Source organism: Methanoculleus sp., assembly GCF_035363275.1.
Lineage (GTDB): Archaea > Halobacteriota > Methanomicrobia > Methanomicrobiales > Methanoculleaceae > Methanoculleus.
In genome coordinates, this window is the sequence record NZ_DAOSET010000023.1 from 23857 (window position 1) to 43339 (window position 19483).

General features: G+C 60.1%; 17 protein-coding genes, 1 tRNA gene and 2 rRNA genes. 13 read left to right on the forward strand and 7 right to left on the reverse strand.

Translation table 11 applies throughout. The features are described from left to right. Positions 1-16: 16 nt before the first annotated feature. From PLN84_RS06685 to PLN84_RS06700, 4 genes are all read left to right on the forward strand, one after another. On the forward strand, positions 17-1354 hold the full coding sequence (locus tag PLN84_RS06685) for an RNase J family beta-CASP ribonuclease (protein WP_292558791.1): 1338 nt from the start codon (positions 17-19) through the stop codon (positions 1352-1354). Between the two features lie 10 nt (positions 1355-1364). Then, positions 1365-2330, forward strand: a complete 966-nt coding sequence (locus PLN84_RS06690) for a polyprenyl synthetase family protein (RefSeq protein WP_292558792.1) — start codon at positions 1365-1367, stop codon at positions 2328-2330. Positions 2331-2334: 4 nt separating this feature from the next. Further along, the gene (locus tag PLN84_RS06695) at positions 2335-4020 is read left to right on the forward strand and encodes a glutamate--tRNA ligase (RefSeq protein WP_292558793.1); all 1686 of its coding nucleotides are present in this window, start codon (positions 2335-2337) and stop codon (positions 4018-4020) included. Between the two features lie 204 nt (positions 4021-4224). Beyond that, positions 4225-4659 carry an FmdE family protein gene (locus PLN84_RS06700; RefSeq protein WP_292558794.1) on the forward strand — a complete coding sequence of 145 codons (435 nt, stop codon included), beginning with the start codon at positions 4225-4227 and terminating at the stop codon, positions 4657-4659. Between the two features lie 19 nt (positions 4660-4678). On the opposite strand, the gene PLN84_RS06705 is transcribed toward PLN84_RS06700, so the two are convergent. After that, a complete protein-coding gene (locus PLN84_RS06705; protein WP_292558795.1) occupies positions 4679-5509 on the reverse strand; it encodes a class I SAM-dependent methyltransferase in 831 nt (276 codons plus the stop codon). Between the two features lie 370 nt (positions 5510-5879). After that, entirely contained in the window at positions 5880-6743 is an 864-nt protein-coding gene (locus tag PLN84_RS06710) for a DUF364 domain-containing protein (RefSeq protein ID WP_292558796.1), read from the reverse strand. 206 nt (positions 6744-6949) lie between these two features. Here PLN84_RS06710 and PLN84_RS06715 point away from each other — a divergent pair, with 206 nt between their 5' ends. The 5 genes from PLN84_RS06715 to PLN84_RS06735 all read left to right on the forward strand — a co-directional run bounded on the left by PLN84_RS06715 (position 6950) and on the right by PLN84_RS06735 (position 11385). Further along, positions 6950-7423, forward strand: coding sequence for a DUF2178 domain-containing protein (locus PLN84_RS06715; protein WP_292558797.1), 474 nt, complete (start codon positions 6950-6952; stop codon positions 7421-7423). Continuing rightward, positions 7407-7625, forward strand: a complete 219-nt coding sequence (locus PLN84_RS06720; protein WP_292558798.1) for a helix-turn-helix transcriptional regulator — start codon at positions 7407-7409, stop codon at positions 7623-7625. Before PLN84_RS06715 ends, PLN84_RS06720 begins: the two co-directional genes overlap by 17 nt. A 600-nt stretch (positions 7626-8225) precedes the next feature. Beyond that, positions 8226-9476, forward strand: coding sequence for a CARDB domain-containing protein (locus tag PLN84_RS06725; RefSeq protein WP_299953381.1), 1251 nt, complete (start codon positions 8226-8228; stop codon positions 9474-9476). 17 nt (positions 9477-9493) lie between these two features. Further along, positions 9494-10165: an ABC transporter ATP-binding protein gene (locus PLN84_RS06730; RefSeq protein ID WP_292558800.1), complete on the forward strand. Its 672-nt coding sequence runs from the start codon at positions 9494-9496 to the stop codon at positions 10163-10165. Continuing rightward, positions 10162-11385 carry an ABC transporter permease gene (locus PLN84_RS06735; RefSeq protein ID WP_292558801.1) on the forward strand — a complete coding sequence of 408 codons (1224 nt, stop codon included), beginning with the start codon at positions 10162-10164 and terminating at the stop codon, positions 11383-11385. Before PLN84_RS06730 ends, PLN84_RS06735 begins: the two co-directional genes overlap by 4 nt. 38 nt (positions 11386-11423) lie before the next feature. Here the strand turns inward: PLN84_RS06735 and PLN84_RS06740 are convergent, their stop codons facing one another. Then, on the reverse strand, positions 11424-12065 hold the full coding sequence (locus PLN84_RS06740; protein WP_292558802.1) for a tetratricopeptide repeat protein: 642 nt from the start codon (positions 12063-12065) through the stop codon (positions 11424-11426). 88 nt (positions 12066-12153) lie between these two features. Here PLN84_RS06740 and PLN84_RS06745 point away from each other — a divergent pair, with 88 nt between their 5' ends. Further along, a complete protein-coding gene (locus PLN84_RS06745; protein ID WP_292558803.1) occupies positions 12154-12660 on the forward strand; it encodes a flavodoxin domain-containing protein in 507 nt (168 codons plus the stop codon). 146 nt (positions 12661-12806) lie between these two features. Continuing rightward, complete coding sequence (locus PLN84_RS06750; RefSeq protein WP_292558808.1) at positions 12807-14330, forward strand: MBL fold metallo-hydrolase; 1524 nt, start codon at positions 12807-12809, stop codon at positions 14328-14330. A gap of 37 nt (positions 14331-14367) precedes the next feature. Here the strand turns inward: PLN84_RS06750 and PLN84_RS06755 are convergent, their stop codons facing one another. Continuing rightward, positions 14368-15681, reverse strand: a complete 1314-nt coding sequence (locus PLN84_RS06755; protein ID WP_292558804.1) for an APC family permease — start codon at positions 15679-15681, stop codon at positions 14368-14370. A gap of 146 nt (positions 15682-15827) precedes the next feature. On the opposite strand from PLN84_RS06755, the gene PLN84_RS06760 reads away from it, so the two are divergent. Both PLN84_RS06760 and PLN84_RS06765 read left to right on the forward strand, forming a co-directional pair. Then, the gene (locus tag PLN84_RS06760) at positions 15828-16277 is read left to right on the forward strand and encodes a hemerythrin domain-containing protein (protein WP_292558805.1); all 450 of its coding nucleotides are present in this window, start codon (positions 15828-15830) and stop codon (positions 16275-16277) included. 139 nt (positions 16278-16416) lie between these two features. After that, complete coding sequence (locus tag PLN84_RS06765; protein WP_292558806.1) at positions 16417-16854, forward strand: hemerythrin domain-containing protein; 438 nt, start codon at positions 16417-16419, stop codon at positions 16852-16854. A 712-nt stretch (positions 16855-17566) separates the two neighbouring features. Here the strand turns inward: PLN84_RS06765 and rrf are convergent. From rrf to PLN84_RS06780, 3 genes are all read right to left on the reverse strand, one after another. Beyond that, positions 17567-17688: ribosomal RNA gene (gene rrf / locus PLN84_RS06770) — 5S ribosomal RNA — on the reverse strand. 89 nt (positions 17689-17777) lie between these two features. Further along, positions 17778-17849: transfer RNA gene (locus PLN84_RS06775), tRNA-Cys, on the reverse strand. A gap of 110 nt (positions 17850-17959) precedes the next feature. Next, positions 17960-19483, reverse strand: a 23S ribosomal RNA gene (locus tag PLN84_RS06780); the annotation flags it as partial.

Genomic DNA, 19483 nt, shown 5'->3' on the forward strand with positions numbered 1-19483 from the left:
TCAACAAGGAGGCTACATGGATATCGAGATCATAGCAGTGGGCGGGTATAACGAAGTCGGCAGAAATATGACTGCCGTCCGCTGCGGAAAAGAGATTGTCATCTTTGATATGGGTCTGCGTCTGGACCAGGTGATGATCCACGAGGATGCTGATATTGAGAACATGCATTCCCTGGACCTGATCCAGATGAAGGCCATTCCTGATGACACCATCATGAATGCGGTAGAAGGGAGTGTCAAGGCGATCGTCTGCTCACACGGGCACCTGGACCACATCGGTGCCATACCGAAACTGGCACACCGATACAATGCGCCCATCATCAGCACGCCCTATACTTCGGAACTGATCCGGCAGCAGATTGCAGGCGAACAGAAGTTCGGGGTGAACAATAAACTCTTCGCCCTGAAGGCCGGACAGCGCTACACCATCTCCCCGCAACTCACGCTCGAGTTCGTGCGGGCCCAGCACTCGATCATCGACACCGTCTTTCCGGTCCTGCATACGCCAAGAGGCGCGGTCGTCTACGCAAACGACTTCAAACTGGACCGGACGCCGGTTCTCGGGGAGCCGCCGGACTTTGCACGGTTGCGGCAGATCGGGAAGGAAGGTGTGATCGCCCTCATCACGGAGAGCGTTAACATCGCCGACAACGGGCGATGCCCGAGCGAGAAGATAGCGCGGGACCTCGTGCGGGATACCATCACGAGTTACGAGGACGATAAGAGCGCCCTCTTTGTCTCCACGTTCTCATCGCACATCTCCCGTGTCAAGACCATCGCCGAGTGCGCCCACGAGATCGGCAGAAAACCGGTCCTGCTCGGGCGGTCGATGGAGCGCTACAGCTCGGCGGCCGAACAGTTGAAACTGGTCGGCTTCCCCGAGTCCCTCTCGATGTTCGGTAACCGCCGGACCGTCGATAGGACGCTGCGGCGGATCATGAAGACCGGGAAGGACAAGTTCCTCCCGATCGTCACCGGTCACCAGGGAGAGTCGGGCGCTATCCTCACGAGGATCGTGATGGGGGATACCCCCTACAAGATGGAGAAGGGCGACAAGATCCTCTTCTCCGCAAAGGTGATCCCGAACCCGATGAACTATGGGCAGCGCTACCTTGTCGAGGCCCGTGCCAAGATGGCAGGTGTGCGGATCTTCGATAACCTTCACGTCTCGGGCCATGCTTACAAAGAGGACCACTACGAGTTCCTGCACCTCTTAAATCCCCAGCACGTCGTCCCGTCGCACGGCGATATCGGTATGACCGGGGGCTATGCGAGGTTCGCGGAGGAGATCGGGTACACCCTCGGAAACGATCTCCACATCATGAGAAACGGGCAGAACGTGCTGATAAAGTAGGAGATAGAGCATGACGATGCTTGAAGACTACCTGGAGAAGAATGCTGACAGAATCGACAAGATGATCCACCGCTACTTCGCAGACGTCCACGGCGACCTCTTCCGGGCGAGCGCCCACCTGCTGCTTGCAGGCGGGAAGCGTCTCCGCCCGGCGGTCGTCATCCTCTCTGCGGATGCGGTGAGGAAAGGGAGCTCGGACGACCTGCTCCCGGCGGCTCTCGCGCTGGAGTTGACCCACAACTTCACCCTCATCCATGACGACATCATGGACGGCGACGTCGCGCGGCGCGGCGTCCCGACGGTGCATATGGTCTGGGATGAGCCGACCGCTATCCTTGCAGGCGATGTCCTCTACGCAAAGGCCTTCGAGTTCATCTGCCTCTCGGATGCCGGGGACTCTGCAAAGATCCGGGCGACGAAGATGCTCGCCCGGACGTGCGCCGAGATCTGTGAGGGACAGAGCATGGATATGGCGTTTGAGAAGCGGGCGGACGTCTCGGAACTTGATTATCTGGAGATGGTCAGCAAGAAGACCGGCGTGCTCTACGGTGCGTCTGCCGCAATCGGGGGAATCCTCGCGGGTGCGACCCCGGTCCAGGCCGACGCCCTCTACCAGTTTGGGTTAAACAGCGGCGTTGCCTTCCAGATACAGGACGACCTCATCGACCTCCTCGCAAGCACCGCGAAGAGCGGCAAGGACCGTGCATCAGACATCAGGGAAGGGAAGCAGACCCTGATAGCGATCAAGGCACGCGAGAAGGGGCTCGACCTCGCCCCGTATCGGAAGGATCTCTCGGGCGAGGAGATCGAAGACCTGATCGCCCGGCTGGAGGCTGCAGGCATCATCGATGAGATCAGGGCCATAGCTGTTGAGAAGGCTGTCGTCGCAAAAAAGGCGCTCACAATCCTCCCGGACTCGGAGGAGAAACGCCTCCTTACGGAGATCGCCGACTACTTCATAGACCGGGGCAACTGACATCATGGAGAGTGATCTCGAGCATCTGCTCTTCATCCACGCGTTAGCGAACGCGGTGAAGCATGATAGCACCCCTAAGAGCGGAACGGTCATCGGTACGGTGCTCGGCAAACACCCGGAGTTCCGAAGCCGGGCCCGGGAGATCGGCCCTCTTGCAGCAAAGGTGATCGCGGAGGTGGCGGCGATGAGCCGGATCGACCGGAAGAACCGTCTATCAGAGATCGCCCCCGAACTCCTGGCCGACCAAACCGAGACGCACGAACGCAGCCGCGAGCTCCCCGCCCTCGAAGGCGCGGAGAACGGCGTGGTGATGCGGTTCGCACCGAACCCGAGCGGACCGCTGCACCTCGGGCACGCCCGGGCCTCCATCCTGAACGATTACTATGTCCGGCGGTATGGGGGCCGGTACGTCCTCCGTATCGAGGATACCGATCCAAAGAGGGTCGACCCTGAAGCATACGGGATGGTGCAGGAGGATATCAAGTGGCTCGGACTCGGGATCACCGATATCGTCTACCAGAGCGACCGGCTTGAGATCTACTACGACCTCTGCAGGAACCTCATCGAACTCGGCGGAGCCTATGTCTGTGTCTGCGACGCGGAACGCTTCCGGGAACTCAAACTCAAGGGGAAGGCGTGCCCCTGCCGGGACCAGACGGTTGAGGAGAACCTGGAACTCTGGCAGCAGATGCTCGATGGGGAGTTCTACGAGGGCGACGTCACCGTCAGGGTGAAGACGGAACTCACTCACCCCGACCCGGCGATGCGGGACTACTCCGCGATGCGGATCGTGAACGCACCTCTCCACCCGCGGGTGGATGCCACGGTCTTCCCGCTGATGAACTTCTCGGTCGCGGTGGACGACCACCTCCTCGGGATCACGCATGTCGTCCGCGGAAAGGACCACATAGCAAACACGAGAAGGCAGCGCTACATCTTCGATTACTTCGGCTGGAAGCCGCCGGTCTACCGCCACTACGGCCGGATGGGGATATCCGGCGTCGTCCTCTCGACGTCGGGGATGCGCGAGGGGATCAAGAGCGGGCTCTACACCGGATGGGACGACATCCACCTGGGGACGATGCGAGCGATCGCACGCCGGGGTATCGAGCCTGAGGCGGTCCGGAACGCCATGGTCGATATCGGGATCGGCGAGACCGATATATCGTTCTCGTGGGAGAACCTCTATGCCAAAAACAAGGAGCTCGTCGACCCGAAGGCGAACCGCTACTTCTTCGTGCCCGACCCGGTCGAGGTGACGGTGGCGGGCGCTCCGCGGCACGAGGCCCACGCGGCCCTCCACCCGAACGATCCCTCCCGCGGGGTCCGGACCCTGGTCGCCGAGGGGAGGGTCCTCCTCCCGAAGGCGGATATCGAGGGGAAGAGCATGGTCCGGCTAAAGGACCTCTATAATATCCGGCTCGAGCAGGTCGGGGATGTGCTGCAGGTCTCCTACGCCGGCGACTCGCTTGAGGATGCCCGGCGCGAAAAGGCGCCGATCATCCAGTGGCTCCCGGCGGGGACAGGAATCCCCTGTACCCTCATCAGGCAGGAAGGTGGTCTCTCCGGGTTCTGCGAGCCGCTGGTCGCCGGCGAGACGAACCGCGTCGTCCAGTTCGAGCGGATCGGGTTTGCCCGGATCGACTCGGTGGACGGCGGCCGGGTGAGCGCCTACTTCGCGCACCGGTGAGACAATTCATCTTTTTCCGGGAGAGAGGTGGGGTTGTGCCGGCCGGGAGCGTTACGGTTGCGCATCACTCCCTGTCACCGCGCGAGAGCCTTGCTCGGTTCCCTTCAGCGAATTTCCCGATTTGAGATCAGAACGCCGATATTCATAAGACACGACGTCGGCAGCTGCGGGTTTCCCGGGAGATAGACCTGTTCGCAGCACGACATGCACCAACCCCGGCAACGGATCACCGGGTCTTTCTTCAGTATTACGGATGCAGTCCAGGCGATCACGGGGTGCTCGCTCGGTCGTCGCACGCTGAAATACCGGCCCTACGGCAAGTTTGCCGCTACGTTCATCAACCTGGCAACACAGGATGCCGTCAGGGTCTCGGCCCTGGAGAAGGAGCGGCCGGAGAAGCCCGGCCCAGAAGATATGAACGAAGCAGGAACGATGCTGCATGATGCACCGGAGGATCTCTTCAGGGTGCAGAGAGTCAGGGTCGTGATTCCGGAAGGCGACCTCCCCGGCTTCCCGAAGCACCGGACCCGCTGCAGCAGGTGCGACGAAACGATCCTGGACGACAAAGAGATTGTGGCCGAAGAGGCGATCATGTGCGGCAATTGCGCCCGGGGATCGTATTACACAGTGATGGACTGAACGTGGTTCGGGGATAGGATCATTCTTCCTTCTCCCACCGGATATGGGCCGTCTTCGAGACCCCGGGAATCCAGAACCCTGCCTGTGTCTGCACGACTCGCTCATGCACGAAGGAAGCAACGATCTCCCGCTGACGGTCGTCGCGGACGTAGAGACGCCGGCAATAGTCGGCAACGGCTTCCTCCTCGGCTGGGTAGCACTGCCCTTTCTCCACGTGTTCAACCAGCACATGCGAATAGATCCCAAGCTGACACAGGCAGTTCCAGAGAAGATCTGCCGTCGGCTCGGCAGTATACTCATTTCCATGAAGTTTCGGCCAGAGTTTGAAGTTCGCCGCAGTCCACGTGGGCGGCGTCAAGAACCAGAACAGATGTACCGATCGTTTCGCTGCCGAATCCATCTTCAACAGGGAAGGACCGATATCGTCCAGCGCAAGGGAAAATGAGGCGACGACGACATCGTGCTTCCCCACCTCCGCAGGGTCCGCATCTTCCCACCGGGAAGGAATCTCGCGGATCTCCGGGGCACCGGTCATTTCCCGGTACTCCCTCATCGCGGCCCGCATCCCGGCGGACGGCTCCACGACCGTGACGTCGCAGCCCGCAAGAGCAAGGGGGACGGCAAGAGTCCCCGGACCCGCCCCGATGTCGAGCACCGTAGACCCGCGAGGGATCTGCATCGCCGCAATCTGGTTTTCGATGCGCGACCGATCGCTCCCTATCAGCCGATCCACAAACCGGCTGATGTTCTGCGGATCTTCCCAGAAACTTTTGCCTTCGTCCCAGATCTGCCTCTGGCGGTTCGCCATCTCGTGCTGCTTGTTCCAGAGGGAGATATAGTCAACCGCCATGCTTTCATCCCTCAACAACCACATTCCGTACCAATAACGGGACAAAAGCCTGTTTCGGCACGGGTATCCAGGCGGGTTTTACATAAACCACCAGGTCGCTGCAGAAGTATCCCTGCCTATCGTCACGGTCTATCATAATAACTCGTACAATAGATTTACAGGCACATAAGGGTAATCCGAGCAGTCTCGACTCATCTCCGCCGCCACCCCCCAAACCCGAATCACACCGGCCCTATATCTGGAAGATCGGCTTCCAGTACATCGAGGCAGTTATGCGCTCTGAGACAGACGAGAACTACGACCTGCTGTAAGTCCCGGCCCCGGCGGGAGGCGCGAGGTAGTTCGGCTACTCCGACGGGCCGACCTGTAATTATTTTGGTTGCCGGGTGCTCGACCGGTGGATGATCGTCTTCTCCGCAGATCTGCCGAAAAAATGGTACCCGGAACCGCCCTCAGCAATCGTATCGAGCAGCGCATCGGGGCTGGTGACACTGTCCCCTCCCAGCATCGTCACGCCGCGCCGGAAGAACGCGTCTGGAAGCATGCTGGCGGTCGGCCCGACAACGATGATCGAAGCCCCGGGCCGGGCGAGGGCAAGCAGGGGTTCGAGCGTGTTGTTGATGAGGGTGGTCCCGGTGATGACGAGCATATCGGCCCTGCGGACCGCCGCATCCGCTTTATCCTGGGGGACGGCATAGGGTAGTTCATCGGGCTTTAACGTGCATAGGTCGATCTCGAGGATCCCGAACGGCTTCCCCCGCGCTTTGAGCCGTCGAATGATCGGCACGAGCGCCCCCACCACCACGACATACCCCTCCTCAGGCAACGGCACGGCATCAAGCGCGTCCAGCCCGCTCTCCCGGACGTAGCCCGCTCCCGGCCGGCGCTTCCAGCAAGATTCGGAAAGTGCGTTGAGGACTGCAATGCCGACTGCTTTTTTGAGCGGAGGCGCACGGGGGAGGTCGCGGAGAAATTCCCCGGCGCTTCGCCCCACAAAGCGGCCCGGGTACGGCATGGCACGGGCCGAGCTGGGGCAGCAGACCGCTTCCGGAATCTCTTTTACCGGGGTGAAGCAGAGGCCACCGGAGCCGTCGTTAAGTTTCACGCCGGTGAAGAAGATCCCGATCACGACCCTCTCCACGGTGAGGGAGTCAAAATCGTTCCCAAGTATCTCCCGGACCTCCCCCGAGGTCTCTTCGAGGATTGAACCGGGGCGTACAGACCGGGCTGGCATGAGATTCCTGTATCCTGTGATAGAATTAAGACAGCAAGCCTATTTTAAGTACTTTATGGGCGGTTGTACTTCAGCCCGACTGTTAAGCAGAAGAGGATCCGGTGTGGATAACATCTATCGGCCTGCCGTTCGCCGACGGACGGGAGCGGTCCGCCGGGGTTACGCATTAATAACAAAATGCCCAAGATTCTGTACAACGACTGCCCATGAAACGAAACACGTTCTATCTCCTGGCCGGTGTTGTTGCGCTTATCGAGGTCGGCATCTTCTGGCTCTCGGTGGAGATTGAGAGACCGATTCTGATCCAGGTTGCGTTCGTCCTCGGCGTCCTCCTGATCTATCTAGCGCGGAGGAAGGTCGAGGAGACGATAGAGGACGAACGAACAGCGGTGATAACCCAGAAGGCGGCACTCCGGACACTGGAGGTCTTCTGGGTGGTCTTCTTCGCGGTCAGCCTGGGGAGTGCGGTCGTTGCGTTCTCAAGGCCGCTCGGACTGCGGCCGCACCCTCCGGGTCCCCACGAGATGATCCCTCCGGACGCGCTCGACCTCCCCGTCTTCGGCGGGTTTGCGATCTTCCAGATGGCGCTGCTCTGCCTGATGATCTTCCTCTACGTCGGATTCAGGATGTACTACGCCCGCAAATACGGAGAATGGGATACCGATGAAGAACAGGATTAAGGTCTACCGGGCGATGCACGACCTGACCCAGGAAGGGCTCGCAAACGAGCTCGGGGTCACCCGGCAGACCATCCTCGCCATCGAAAAGGGGAAGTATGACCCCTCGCTCGAACTCGCCTTCAAGATCGCCCGGTTCTTCGGCGTCACGATCGAGGAGATCTTCATCTACGACAGCGTCCCGGGATTGAAGCCGCCGGAATGACCTGGTATTCGCCCGCTTTTCTTCTGGCACCATACCCGCACCTGCAGGATTTAGTAAACTATTAATAACAAAATGTATAACATACACGACGTAGCAGGCGGGCCCCGCCCCCACTGCAGGGCCGCCACTACAACCCGAACCGATGGGGAGGCATCCCCACGGGTATAAGAGCAGCGGAAGAGGAGAGTTCCGTCACTCTCCGACGGTGGCGGGAGTCACCGGGCGTCATATCGTGTGGCATGCCCGCCGGGACCCGGGCAGGTCTCATGACACACTCGACCGGAGCATATTCACCCGAACCTCATCATCACTCCACCTCTCTCCTCTTCCCGAGCACAATGCGCGCGGCCTCACAGGAGGCGTTCTGTTTTCGCACGGGAGAAGGGAGGCACTCCATGGATGCCGGTTGTGCACTCTACCCTGATACAACGGACCACTCAAAGTAAACAATAAATAACAATATGTAAAACATACATTACATCGTCAGGCACCCTCCCGGATCTTGCGGGAGGGCGCGACAACAGATCAATAGATCCAAGGTACGTGAAAGACCATGAAATCTGCAAGAACGTTATCAGAACAGTTCCGGAGGCAGAACCGATGAGGCCGCACCTCTGCATCCTGGTTCTCATCTTATCGACTATCGCGGGCGCCGCCGCAGCCGCGGAGACGACGACGCCGGCGGAAGCGCAGATCGCGGTAACCAACGTCACCGTCAACCCCAATACGCTCATGCGTGGCGATACGGGCACGGTGACGGTCGAGATCAAGAACACCGGGTCGAGCAGCGTCGCCATCAGCAGGGCGGAACTGTACCCGGATGGGATCGCCGTCGTCAACGACAAAACCTACAACTCGGTAGGTACCATCGGCCCCGGCAACACGATGTCGTTCACCTTCACCGTGAGGGCCGATGGCCAGGACGGCATCTACTACCCGACCTTCTACCTGGACCTCAGGGACAGCGGGAGCATCCGCTACTCTGTTCCGGTGACAGTCGAGAGCACGGAGATCCGGGTCTCCGTCGTCGACGCCCCGGAGACCTACCCGGCAGGCAGCCAGGACACCATCGTCCTCTCCATCGGGAACCCCCGCGAGGGGAGCGTGAACGGCGTCACCGTCACCCCGTCCGGCGAAGGCGTCACGAACACCCGGACGGCCGTCTTCCTCGGCGCCCTCGCGCCGGATGAGATGAAGAACGCCTCGTTCGAGATCACGGCGTCGCAGTCGACCGAGCTCACCTTCGACGTCTCCTACCGGAATGGGATCAATGAGCACCACACCACCCTGACCGTCCCCGTCGAGGTCGGCGGACGGGCGGTGGCGCCCGATATGGTGGTCAACAACATCGAGGTCGTCCGGAGCGGCAGTACGATCACGCTGACCGGAGACGTGACCAACGCCGGCCTCAAAGATGCCTACTCGGTCAAGGTCACCGTCGACGACCCGGCGACAGCAACCGACCCTTACCCGGTCTACGTCGTCGGCGGGCTTGAGCCGGACGACTTCTCGAGTTTCGAGGTCACGTGCACCGCAGGCGGCGCATCCTCCATCCCACTCGTCGTCGAACACCGTGATGCGGACGGCAGGGCCTTCACCGAGACCGTGACCGTATCGCTCAACTCCGCGAGCCAGGCGTCTATGGCGGACTCGAACGGCCAGGTCCCGTCCGGCATGGCCGGCGGCCCCCAGGGCGGCAGAGGGGGCATGGGCGTGTTCGGCTCGTTCGGCAGCGGGTTTGGACAGATCCCGGTCCTCGAGATCCTCCTCGTGATCGTCGGGGGCGTGGCTGTCGTCGTCGGATGGCGGAAAGGTTACTTCGGGAAACTTCGTGCCCGGATGCGGAAGTAATCCGGGGAGGATGAACCATGAGCAGTCCGGTTATCGAACTCGATAACGTCGCGAAGGTCTATCCCCTCCCCTCAGGCGACGTCACGGCCCTCTCCGGGATCTCTCTCACCATCGACGAGGGGGAGTTCGTCGCCATCATGGGGCCGTCGGGGTCGGGGAAGTCAACCCTCCTCAACCAGATCGGGTGCCTCGACCGCCCCACGTCCGGCGACCTCTTTCTCGCCGGGAAGAACACGCGCAAGATGGACGACCGGGAGCTGACCGGCCTCCGTCTCTCATCGATCGGCTACATCTTCCAGAAGTTCAACCTCATCCCGCTGCTCTCCGCCTACGAGAACGTCGAATACCCCTACATCGTGAAACACAGGAGGAACGACGATACCGGCCGGGTGCGGAACCTCCTCGCCCAGGTCGGGATCGATAAGTCCCTCTCGGCCCATAAGCCGAACGAACTCTCCGGCGGCCAGCAACAGCGGATAGCGATCGCGCGGGCGCTCGTCAACGATCCGGCGATCCTCCTCTGCGACGAGCCGACCGGCAACCTGGACTCCCGGACGAGCCTCCAGATCATGGAGATCCTTGCCGACCTGCACGGCCGAGGCCGGACGCTCGTCATGGTGACCCATAACCCGGAGACCGCAGGGTACGCGGACCGGACGATCACGATACGCGACGGGAGGGTGGCATGATCGGGAAGGACATCATCCTCGCGCTCTCGATGCGGAGCGTCCGGCTCCACTTCCTCCGGTCGGTTCTTGCCGCACTCGGTATCGTGATCGGCGTCGTCGCCATCGCCTCGATCGGTATGATGGGGGCGAACATGACGCTCTCGGTCACGGAAGAACTCTCCGATATGGCAAACAAGCTCACCGTCACTCCCTACCGCGGCGGCGGGGGCGGCATGATGATGGGACCGGGTGGCGGGGGCGGTTCATCCTCCGATGACGATGACGATGTGATCGATGAAGACCAGTTCCGGGATATCGAGCGCATCACCGCGAAATATGGGACGGCCTATACCGTCAGGTCCGAGTCTGACCGGGTCGAGATCGGCTCGGATACCGGGAGGGCGACGATCTACGGCCTCGATGCGGAGATCATCCGCGAGATCCTCACGGTCGAGACGGGAGAGTACCCGAAGAGCACGACCTCGGTGGTCGTCGGGCCGACGCTTGCAGAGCGGCTCGGCCTCAAGATCGGGAGCAAGATCGATATCGGCGATCCCGACGAGGGGTCCACCACGACCGTCCGGGTCGTCGGCATCCTCGAGGAGCGCGGCATGACGATGGACCTCTCCACGGATATGGCGATCGTCGGCACCGACAGGCTCTTTGTCGGCATCTACGGCGGGGAAGGAGAGTACGACCAGGTCAACGTCGTCGTGAGCGACATAGAGAACGTCGATGCGGTCAAGACGGCGATCGAAGAGGAACTCAACAGGCAGGAGGATACCGTCACCGTCCAGGACAGCAGCCGCATGATGGAGAGCATCACCGCGACAGTCTCCACGATGACGACGTTCGTAATGGCGATTGCGGGGATCTCGCTCCTCGTTGCCGCAGTCTCGATCTTCAACGTGATGATGATGTCGGTGAACGAACGGATACGGGAGATCGGGATCCTCCGCTCCATCGGGACGCAGCGGACCGAGATCCTGCGGATGTTCATCTACGAAGCCGGGATCCTCGGCCTCGTCGGGGCGGCCATCGGCGCCGTCGCAAGCATCGTCATCGGCTACATCGTCGTCCTCGGCATGGTGGGATCAACCGAGTACTTCTTTGCGCCGGCAAGCATCGGCTACGTCCCGATGGCCATGGCTGTCGGGGCCGCGATCTGCGTCGTCACCGGGGTCTACCCGGCGTGGCGGGCCTCGAACCTCGATCCCATCGAGGCACTGCGGGCAGAGTAGGACATACCAGCACCGTCTACAAAAAAGAGGGAACGGGCTCACCGGCCCTGAACCGCCGCTCTCTCCGCCCGCCCGACCAGTTCCCTGAGCACCGCCCGGGCGAGTTCGACGTTGCCGTAGTCCCGTTCACGGACGACCTCGCGGATGCAGGCCGGCAGGTCGACGATGCGCTCCGCCTCACGGATCTCGGACGCGAGCGCCTCAAGATCCCTCCTCTCCCGCATCCGCTCCCGGTGCCAGGCTGCAGACCCCCGCTCCGGGTCGATTGTGAGGACGGCCTCATAGCATGCCGCCGCATCATCGTACCGGCACATGACCCCGAGCACCCAGCCCTTGCTCTGCAGGGCGAGGATATGGTCCGGATCCTGCCTGAGCGCCTCATCGCAGCAGGCGACGGCGTCTTCGTTCTTCCCCATGCAGGCAAGAGTGTAACCCATTCTCTGCCAGGCCGTCGCATCTTGCGGGTCGAGAGCGAGCGCTCGATCGAAACAGGCAACCGCCTCGGCGTAGCGGCCGGCTTTAATGAGAGCAAAACCCTTTCGCCGCCAGAGAACCGGGTCCTTCGGGGAGGATCCAAGAGCCCTGTCGTAGCAGACGACCGCTTTATCGTAGTCCCGGGTGCTGCAGAGAGCCTGGCCCCTGTGGTACCATACTCCGGTACCCTCTTCTCTCGTCGCCATCGAACCCTGAAGGGTGATCAACCCATAAGAACCTAACCCGTATCGTCCCGCAACGAATAAGACCAGCTGGATGAGAGATAATGGCATTATGGCAGACAGGATCCTTGTTGCCTATGCCACCCGTTACGGCTCGACCGTAGAGGTGGCGGAGACGATCGGCGATGAACTCAGGAAAGCAAGCGTTGCGGTCGATGTGCGACCGGTGAACGAAATCACGGATCTCTCCTCCTACCGGGCGGCCATCATCGGGAGCCCGATCTACATGGGGAAATGGCTCCCGGAACCGCAGGTCTTCATCGAGCGAAACCAGCAGTACCTGCGCACCATTCCGGTCGCCTTCTTTGCCGTGGGGCTGACGATCGAAGAGGGGAACCCCGAGTCCCTGAAGAAGGCGGAGATGTCGATGGACCAGGTCCGAATGCTCGTAAAACCCGTCGATATCGGTCTCTTCCCCGGAAGGCTGGAGAGCGGGCACCTCTCGTTCACGGACCGTGCGATCATCAAGATGATCCGGGCAAAGACGGGAGACTTCCGCAACCTGGAGGCCGTACGCGCCTGGGCGCAGGCGGTGCGCGAAAAGATTGCCCCGGCGTGACCGGCCGGCGCCGCCCTCCGGCACAAACGAGGCAGCAATACGAAAACAGGCATACCACCCCATTTTTCTCGTCCAATCTTGTAGATCCGCAAGAGAAAGTGCTTATAGGACGACCGCTCACCTATAAAAATCATAAGGTGAACCGGGTGAATAAATACTCCTTTGTCGCCAGAATGCCCGACGAACCGGGCGCGCTGCACCGCGCGGCCGAGATTGTCAAGTCCTACTCGGGCAACATCATCCGCGTACAGTACGACCGCAGGATCGATCCCGCCACGGTCTTCTTTGAGGTGACCGCCACCCAGGAGACCTACTGCCGGATGAAGGAAGACCTTCACGCGATCGGCTACCTCCAGGAATCGCTGCCCACGCTCGGGTTTCTTAAGTTCTCCGTATACCTCCCCCACCAACCCGGGTCGCTCTTTGAACTTCTCACCTACATCACCGGGGCCGGGGCGAACATCGCGTACATCGACTTTGACGACCAACGGTGCTCCTGCTCCGGCCGGGTCACCATCAGCCTGAACATCGAAGAGACTGCTGCGGTGGAGGACCTGCTCGACCGGCTCAAGTCACGCTACCGGCTCGAGATCCTCGAGTACGACACGACCGGCGAGAAACTCGACGACACCGTCTTCTACGTCAGGTTCGCACAGGCGGTGCGGGGGCTGATCGGGACGACCAAGGATGAGTTTCTGCTCTCCCTCCTGCAGGACGTCAACCACATCGTCCAGGAACTCAACAGCCGCGGCCAGGACCCCAGGGAAGTCTTTGAGTGGATCCTGCTCACCGGGAGGACGCTCCGGGACACCACGGGAGAGCGGTTTTATGCGGATGTCCAGCGCATCCCGATCAGCGATAGCGTCGAGATCTTCTGTTTCCAGATGCCGGGCGGCGGGAACATCTTCCTGCTCCGCGCCCCGGACGAGACCGTCATGATCGATACGGGATATGGGATCTATCACGAGGACGCCGTGCGGATGTTCCAGCACTACGGCCTCGGGGATCTCACCAGGATCAACCGGATCTATATCACCCATGCCGACGCGGACCACTGCGGGGCGGCCGGATTCTTCGATGCGACGGCGTATACGCACACCGGGTCCCGGGAGATCATCCGCCGGGCGAACCGTGCCTACGGCTCACGCAGCGAGTCCTCGATCCTCGAAGAGGTCTACACGACCATCATCAACCTCTTCTCACACTTCACACCGCCGGAGAACCCGGAACTCTTCCCGGCAGAAGCGCTCGGCACACGGTCGATCTTCCCCATCCTCGGCCGCTTTGCGGTCGAGGACGTTGAGTTCGAAGTTCTTGAATCCCTGGGGGGGCACATGCACGGCCAGGTCTACCTCTTCTCCCCGAAGCACGGGATCGTCTTCACCGCCGATACGCTGATCAACTTCGGGAGCCTCGATGAGGGCCGGAAACGCTACAACTCACTGGCCGACCTCCTGGTGACGTCGGTCAACGTCGACAGCGACTGTGCACGCCAGGAGCGCAAGGCGTTGCTTGAGTTAATCCGAAAGCACGACGAGGATCGCGCCCCGGCCGACCGCCGGTGCCTGGTGGCATGCGGCCATGGCGCCGTCTCCGTCCTCGCGGACGGCAAACTGAAAGCGGTCGGACCGGTCGAGCGCTACCGGGCCAGCGAGAAGAGAGGAAGTTAGGCGGCCGGCCGGATGCCGGCGCCGGGCCCGGTTCCGTTCACGCCGCCTCACGAAACTGTTGCTCCCCCAGAAGCGCAATTGCTGCGCCGAGAACGACCAGGAACCCGCCGACCAGCAGCACCAGGGAGTCCAGCTGGATGAGGAGGAAGAGGCTTGAGACGATGCCGACGACCGGGATGACAGGGAGGGTTCCGATACTCCCCGGTATCCGGAAGGGCCGGGGCACGTCCGGCGCACGGTACCGGAGCAGGATCACGGATGCGTTGATGACGACGAATGTCACAAAGAGCGTGAAATTGGTGATGTTCGCGACGAAATCGATCTCTCCGGCAAAGAGGAAGACCATGGAGGCAAGTGCGACGGCGGCGATGGCCGTCCAGGGCGTCCGTGTCCGGGGATGAACCCGGGCGAGGACCGAGGGAAGCGAGAAAGAGGACGCCATACCGTAGATGATCCGGGACGACGCCATCATCATCAGGAGAGCGGTGTTTGCGGTGGCGAAGAGGGCGATGACGGAGATGAGAGTGAACGCTGCAGGACCGAGGGCGACGGACGCGACCTCGGCGAAGGGTGCCCGGGAGGCGGCCAGTTGCTCCCATCCGACAACCGAGACGGCGGCGAGGGAGACGAGAACATAGAGAAAGATGGAGACGGCAAGCGCGATGATCAGGGCAAGGGGGATAGTCCGCTCCGGGTTTCTGGTCTCCTCCGAGAGTTTTACCATCTCCTCAAATCCCATGTAGGCAAAGAAGACGAGCGCGGACGCCTGCAGGAGGCCGGGGAGACCATGGGGCAGTTCGAGATAGTTCACCTCTCCGAGGTGCGGGAGGCCGATCAGGATGACCATGACGATGCCGGCGACCTCGATGAGCGTCATGGTGATGGCGATCCGGGCGGTCTCCTTGATGCCGGAGAAGAGGATCCCCGCAAGGATGAGGATGATGAGGATCGCCGAGGGGAGGACCGGGAAGCCGACAAGGTCCGAGAAGTAGCCGGCAAACCCGAGTGAGACGGTTGCGGCGCCGAGGATGCCGGAGAAGATGATCAGCCAGCCGACGACGAACGCAAGCCGCCGCCCGAAGGCGTTAGAGACATACTCGAACTCGGCGCTCGCACGGGGATACATCGACGAGAGTTCGGCATAACTCAAGGCGCTGAACCCGGCGATGGTGGCTGCGATGGCAAACGTCAGCCAGACGGCGTTCCCGGCCATGCCGGCTGCTTCCCCGAGCAGGGCGTAGATCCCGGCACCGAGGATGATCCCCACGCCCGACAGGGCGACTGCAGGCAAACCGAGCTCGCGCCGGAGTTTCACCCCGGGGTTCGAAGCGTCCGGCTCCTCTTTCAGCATATGGTTACCTTATGTACCCGCCCCATTTATGAGTTATCCGGCGGACGCTGCCCTACTCCGGTAATGAAGAGGATCCCGGATCCGGACATAACTCATATATATCGTGACTGCCCATGCAGGCCTCCCTGTCAGGGGGAAGTGATCAGATGGCACAGAATGTTGTTGATATCCTGAAGCAGGAGCATGAAATGGTGCTCTCGCAACTTTCGGAACTCTCAAGCAAGGGCACAAGCAACCGTGAGCAGAAGTACAGCTCCTTAAAGGAGAACCTCATTCCGCACATGATCGGCGAGGAGCAGGCCGTATACCCGAAACTCATGGATTCGGGCATGCAGGAGATGGCGCTTGAGTCGATCGAAGAGCACAACGCGGTCAAGACGCTGCTCTCCCAGCTCGACAGCGCGTCGACCTCGAAGGAGGATGTCTGGGTGGCGAAGATAACGGTGATTCAGGAGAACGTAAAGCACCATATCAGCGAGGAGGAGGAGCATATCTTCCCCGAAATGCAGCAGAAGATGAGCAACGACGACCTCTCAAGCCTCGGAAGCAGTTACGAAGACGCAAAGAAGGCCGCCCTCCCGGTTGCGGCGCGTTGAGCGAGCGAGCGGACCGATGCGGACAGGTGCGCGGCACCGGCGCTCCCATTTTTTTCCGGCCGGAAACTGATAACGGGTTTGAGCCCTGCGAAATTGTTATCTGCCATACCTTCTATTGCTCTCCGGACGGAGGCCATGTATGCCACATATTCTTGAGTTGATCCGGGACGACCACGACCTGATCAGGAGCCTCTTCGATGAACTCGAGAGCAACCCTGAAACCCGGGATGTCCGGTGCATCACGCTCCGCCGTGAACTGCCGGGACATATGTATGCGGAGGAGGCCACGCTGTATGCATACCTGCGCGATCGGGTGCCGGAGGAGATCCGGCGTTCGCTTGAGGAGCACTCGCAGGTCCGTGAGGCGCTTGCCCGGTTTGAGCAGATCCCGCTCAGGGACGATGCCTGGATGCCGGCGCTCGTCAGCCTGAGAGGGGATATCGAGGCGCACTTTGCCACGGAGGAAGGAGATATCTTTGTCCTGGCGGAGCGGCACCTCGATACGGGCGTCCTCTTCGAACTCAGCGAGATCTTCCAGGAGGAGAAGCAGAAAGCGGCAAAACTCGTGGTCGTGTAGCCCCCCGTTACGTACGGCTATGGCGAGAGGGAACCACGGATGAAAGTCGTCATCGATCCGGTTGTCTCGCTCAGCACCGATGAGGGGGTGTTATCGCGGATACTGCACCGCATACAGGAAGAACGGCAGTTCCATGGTGCAAACGTCCCGGAAGCACAATCTCCGGAGGCACCGCCGATATCGTAGCGCGTCAGGTCTCCGGGGCAAGTAAATAGTATTACCATGACAAATGGGGAAAGTTAAATAATATATAAGAACCACAGATAGCATGGTGCCACCGCAGTGGCGGCACATCTTGAGATCCAGACATGGTTTGAAACCCTCTCTTCGACGTAAGATCCTGGAACACCCGTGACTCCGAAGGACGGGGAAGAGTCGCACCGGGCATCGTGCCGGATGTCCCGGAGGGTGCTGTAAGAGAGTTTCAGCGGGGATGGAAAGGCCGTTCCTTTCCCCTCCCCCAATCCGGTTCGCTTTTTGAGAGCAGTCTCCAGGATATCTGCCGGGAAGGGAAGACCCGGCCGTGCCGGCGTATGACGACGGAACCGGACGGTGAAAAGATACTGTTGTAGAAAGGTGCGTTACGCAAAAGGGACGATCAGGAACAGATAACTGGCGCTCGCACAGTCATATACAAGAAGAACTACAAGAAGAACTACAAGAAGAACTACAAGAAGAACTACAAGAAGAACAGGTTTCAGTGTAAAGGAGGTAATAGCAGCGAGTCGGGCTTCCCGAGGGCTCTCGCACCTCAGTACCACACAACACGTGAGAGGGCTTAACTGCTGGGTTCGGAATGGGTCCAGGTGTTTCCCCTCTGCTGTGGCCGCTATTACCAGTTGCGACCGAGTGTGACGCGTTTGATCGGAGTCGAAAATCCTTACGGATTTTCTCCCCGCCCAGCCGCTTCGCGCCCGGTCGGAAGCCAAGGCCCGGACTTGAACCGGGGTGTAGTTGATCTGCAGTCAACCGCGTGGCCGCTCCGCCACCTTGGCAAGCCGTGTTACCTCCTATAGGTTAGTCTCCCGGGCATATAAAGGTAATCACCTTGCACCCGGATGAAACCATCAGGATTAAGTGCGCGATTCTGGATTTCGTCTGAGTTCAGCGGAAGGCATCGGACGTTAGTATCCGCGGACTGAACACGTCGTTGCCTTCGTGCTTACATCCCGGACCTATCAAACGGGTCTTTTACCCGTGTCCTCAACGGAGTCTCTTTTTAGGTCAGGTTTCAAGCTTAGATGCTTTCAGCTTTTATCCCTTATCGCGTAGCTGCTCGGCATTGCCCTGTCGGACAACCGATCGACCAGAGGCGACGACGGAAAGTTCCTCTCGTACTATTTCCATCTTACCTTCAGACTCCAAACACTCCAGATAGATAGTAACCGACCTGTCTCACGACGGTCTAAACCCAGCTCACGATCCCCTTTAATAGGCGAACAACCTCACCCTTGGCCGCTGCTGCACGGCCAGGATGGAAAGAACCGACATCGAGGTAGCAAGCCGCCGGGTCGATATGTGCTCTTGCCGGCGACGACTCTGTTATCCCCGGGGTAGCTTTTCTGTCGTTAATGGCCCTCATCAACAAGGCTCATTAGTTCGTTAGACCCGAGTTTCCTCTCGCGATTTCTTGCTATGCGAAATCGCGTCAGGCCAACTTATGCTCTTGACACTCTCCTGTGAGTTTCTGACTCACATGAGTTGACCATAGGGCACCCTTGATATTTTTTCGAGGGTGTGGCGCCCCACCCAAACTGCCTACCTACCGTTGTCCTCTCGTAAGAGAGTTAGTGTTACAGTAAACCAAGGATGGTGTCTCATTGTTGGCTCCCCACCCCCCGGAAGGGGTGGATCGACGCCTCCCATCTACGCTGCGCAAGGAATACCGTAACACAGCGACAGGCTGCAGTAAAGCTCCACGGGGTCTTCACTTCCCATCTGGAGTCCCTAGTCTCTGCACTAGGATAAAATGTTCAACGGCTTCGTGTTAGGGACAGTAGGGCTCTCGTTAATCCATTCATGCAAGTCGCCAATTAAGCGACAAGGTACTACGCTACCTTAAGAGGGTCATAGTTACCCCCGCCGTTTACGAGTCCTTCGTCCGGTTGAACCCGGTGTTCAGATACTCGCACTGGGCAGGAATCAGTGACTATACTAATCGTTTCCGAGTTGCAGTCACCTATGTTGTTATTAGACAGTCAGAGCCCCCTGGTCACTGCGACCTGCCTGATCGCCAGGCAGGCACCCCTTCTCCCGAAGTTACGGGGCCAATTTGCCGAGTTCCCTTAACACGATTACACCGACACGCCTTAGCCTCTTCAGCTAGGGGCACCTGTGTCAGATCTCGGTACGGACATTCATCCCCCTTTTCACGGGCTCCAGGAATTTGCCGGGTTACCCCATCACGTCTTCACTCGCTTCTCACCATGGCGGTACTCCACGAGTTTGAACGCTTGGACAGGGCGACGACCCTGTCCGGCATATCCCGAAGCGTCAGGGCGGTAAACCGCTACGGATGAATGGTACAGGAATATTAACCTGTTTCCCTTTTGACGTGTTCGAATTACGACACATCTTAGGACCGACTAACCCTCGGCTGACGAACATTGCCGAGGAAACCTAGCCCCTC

What these genes read in the sequence shown, in the direction of transcription:
- PLN84_RS06685 (WP_292558791.1), top strand. Translation starts at nt 17, where the DNA reads ATGGATATCGAGATCATAGCAGTGGGCGGGTATAACGAAGTCGGCAGA.
- PLN84_RS06690 (WP_292558792.1), top strand. Translation starts at nt 1,365, where the DNA reads ATGACGATGCTTGAAGACTACCTGGAGAAGAATGCTGACAGAATCGAC.
- PLN84_RS06695 (WP_292558793.1), top strand. Translation starts at nt 2,335, where the DNA reads ATGGAGAGTGATCTCGAGCATCTGCTCTTCATCCACGCGTTAGCGAAC.
- PLN84_RS06700 (WP_292558794.1), top strand. Translation starts at nt 4,225, where the DNA reads ATGCACCAACCCCGGCAACGGATCACCGGGTCTTTCTTCAGTATTACG.
- PLN84_RS06705 (WP_292558795.1), bottom strand. Translation starts at nt 5,509, where the DNA reads ATGGCGGTTGACTATATCTCCCTCTGGAACAAGCAGCACGAGATGGCG.
- PLN84_RS06710 (WP_292558796.1), bottom strand. Translation starts at nt 6,743, where the DNA reads ATGCCAGCCCGGTCTGTACGCCCCGGTTCAATCCTCGAAGAGACCTCG.
- PLN84_RS06715 (WP_292558797.1), top strand. Translation starts at nt 6,950, where the DNA reads ATGAAACGAAACACGTTCTATCTCCTGGCCGGTGTTGTTGCGCTTATC.
- PLN84_RS06720 (WP_292558798.1), top strand. Translation starts at nt 7,407, where the DNA reads ATGAAGAACAGGATTAAGGTCTACCGGGCGATGCACGACCTGACCCAG.
- PLN84_RS06725 (WP_299953381.1), top strand. Translation starts at nt 8,226, where the DNA reads ATGAGGCCGCACCTCTGCATCCTGGTTCTCATCTTATCGACTATCGCG.
- PLN84_RS06730 (WP_292558800.1), top strand. Translation starts at nt 9,494, where the DNA reads ATGAGCAGTCCGGTTATCGAACTCGATAACGTCGCGAAGGTCTATCCC.
- PLN84_RS06735 (WP_292558801.1), top strand. Translation starts at nt 10,162, where the DNA reads ATGATCGGGAAGGACATCATCCTCGCGCTCTCGATGCGGAGCGTCCGG.
- PLN84_RS06740 (WP_292558802.1), bottom strand. Translation starts at nt 12,065, where the DNA reads ATGGCGACGAGAGAAGAGGGTACCGGAGTATGGTACCACAGGGGCCAG.
- PLN84_RS06745 (WP_292558803.1), top strand. Translation starts at nt 12,154, where the DNA reads ATGGCAGACAGGATCCTTGTTGCCTATGCCACCCGTTACGGCTCGACC.
- PLN84_RS06755 (WP_292558804.1), bottom strand. Translation starts at nt 15,681, where the DNA reads ATGCTGAAAGAGGAGCCGGACGCTTCGAACCCCGGGGTGAAACTCCGG.
- PLN84_RS06760 (WP_292558805.1), top strand. Translation starts at nt 15,828, where the DNA reads ATGGCACAGAATGTTGTTGATATCCTGAAGCAGGAGCATGAAATGGTG.
- PLN84_RS06765 (WP_292558806.1), top strand. Translation starts at nt 16,417, where the DNA reads ATGCCACATATTCTTGAGTTGATCCGGGACGACCACGACCTGATCAGG.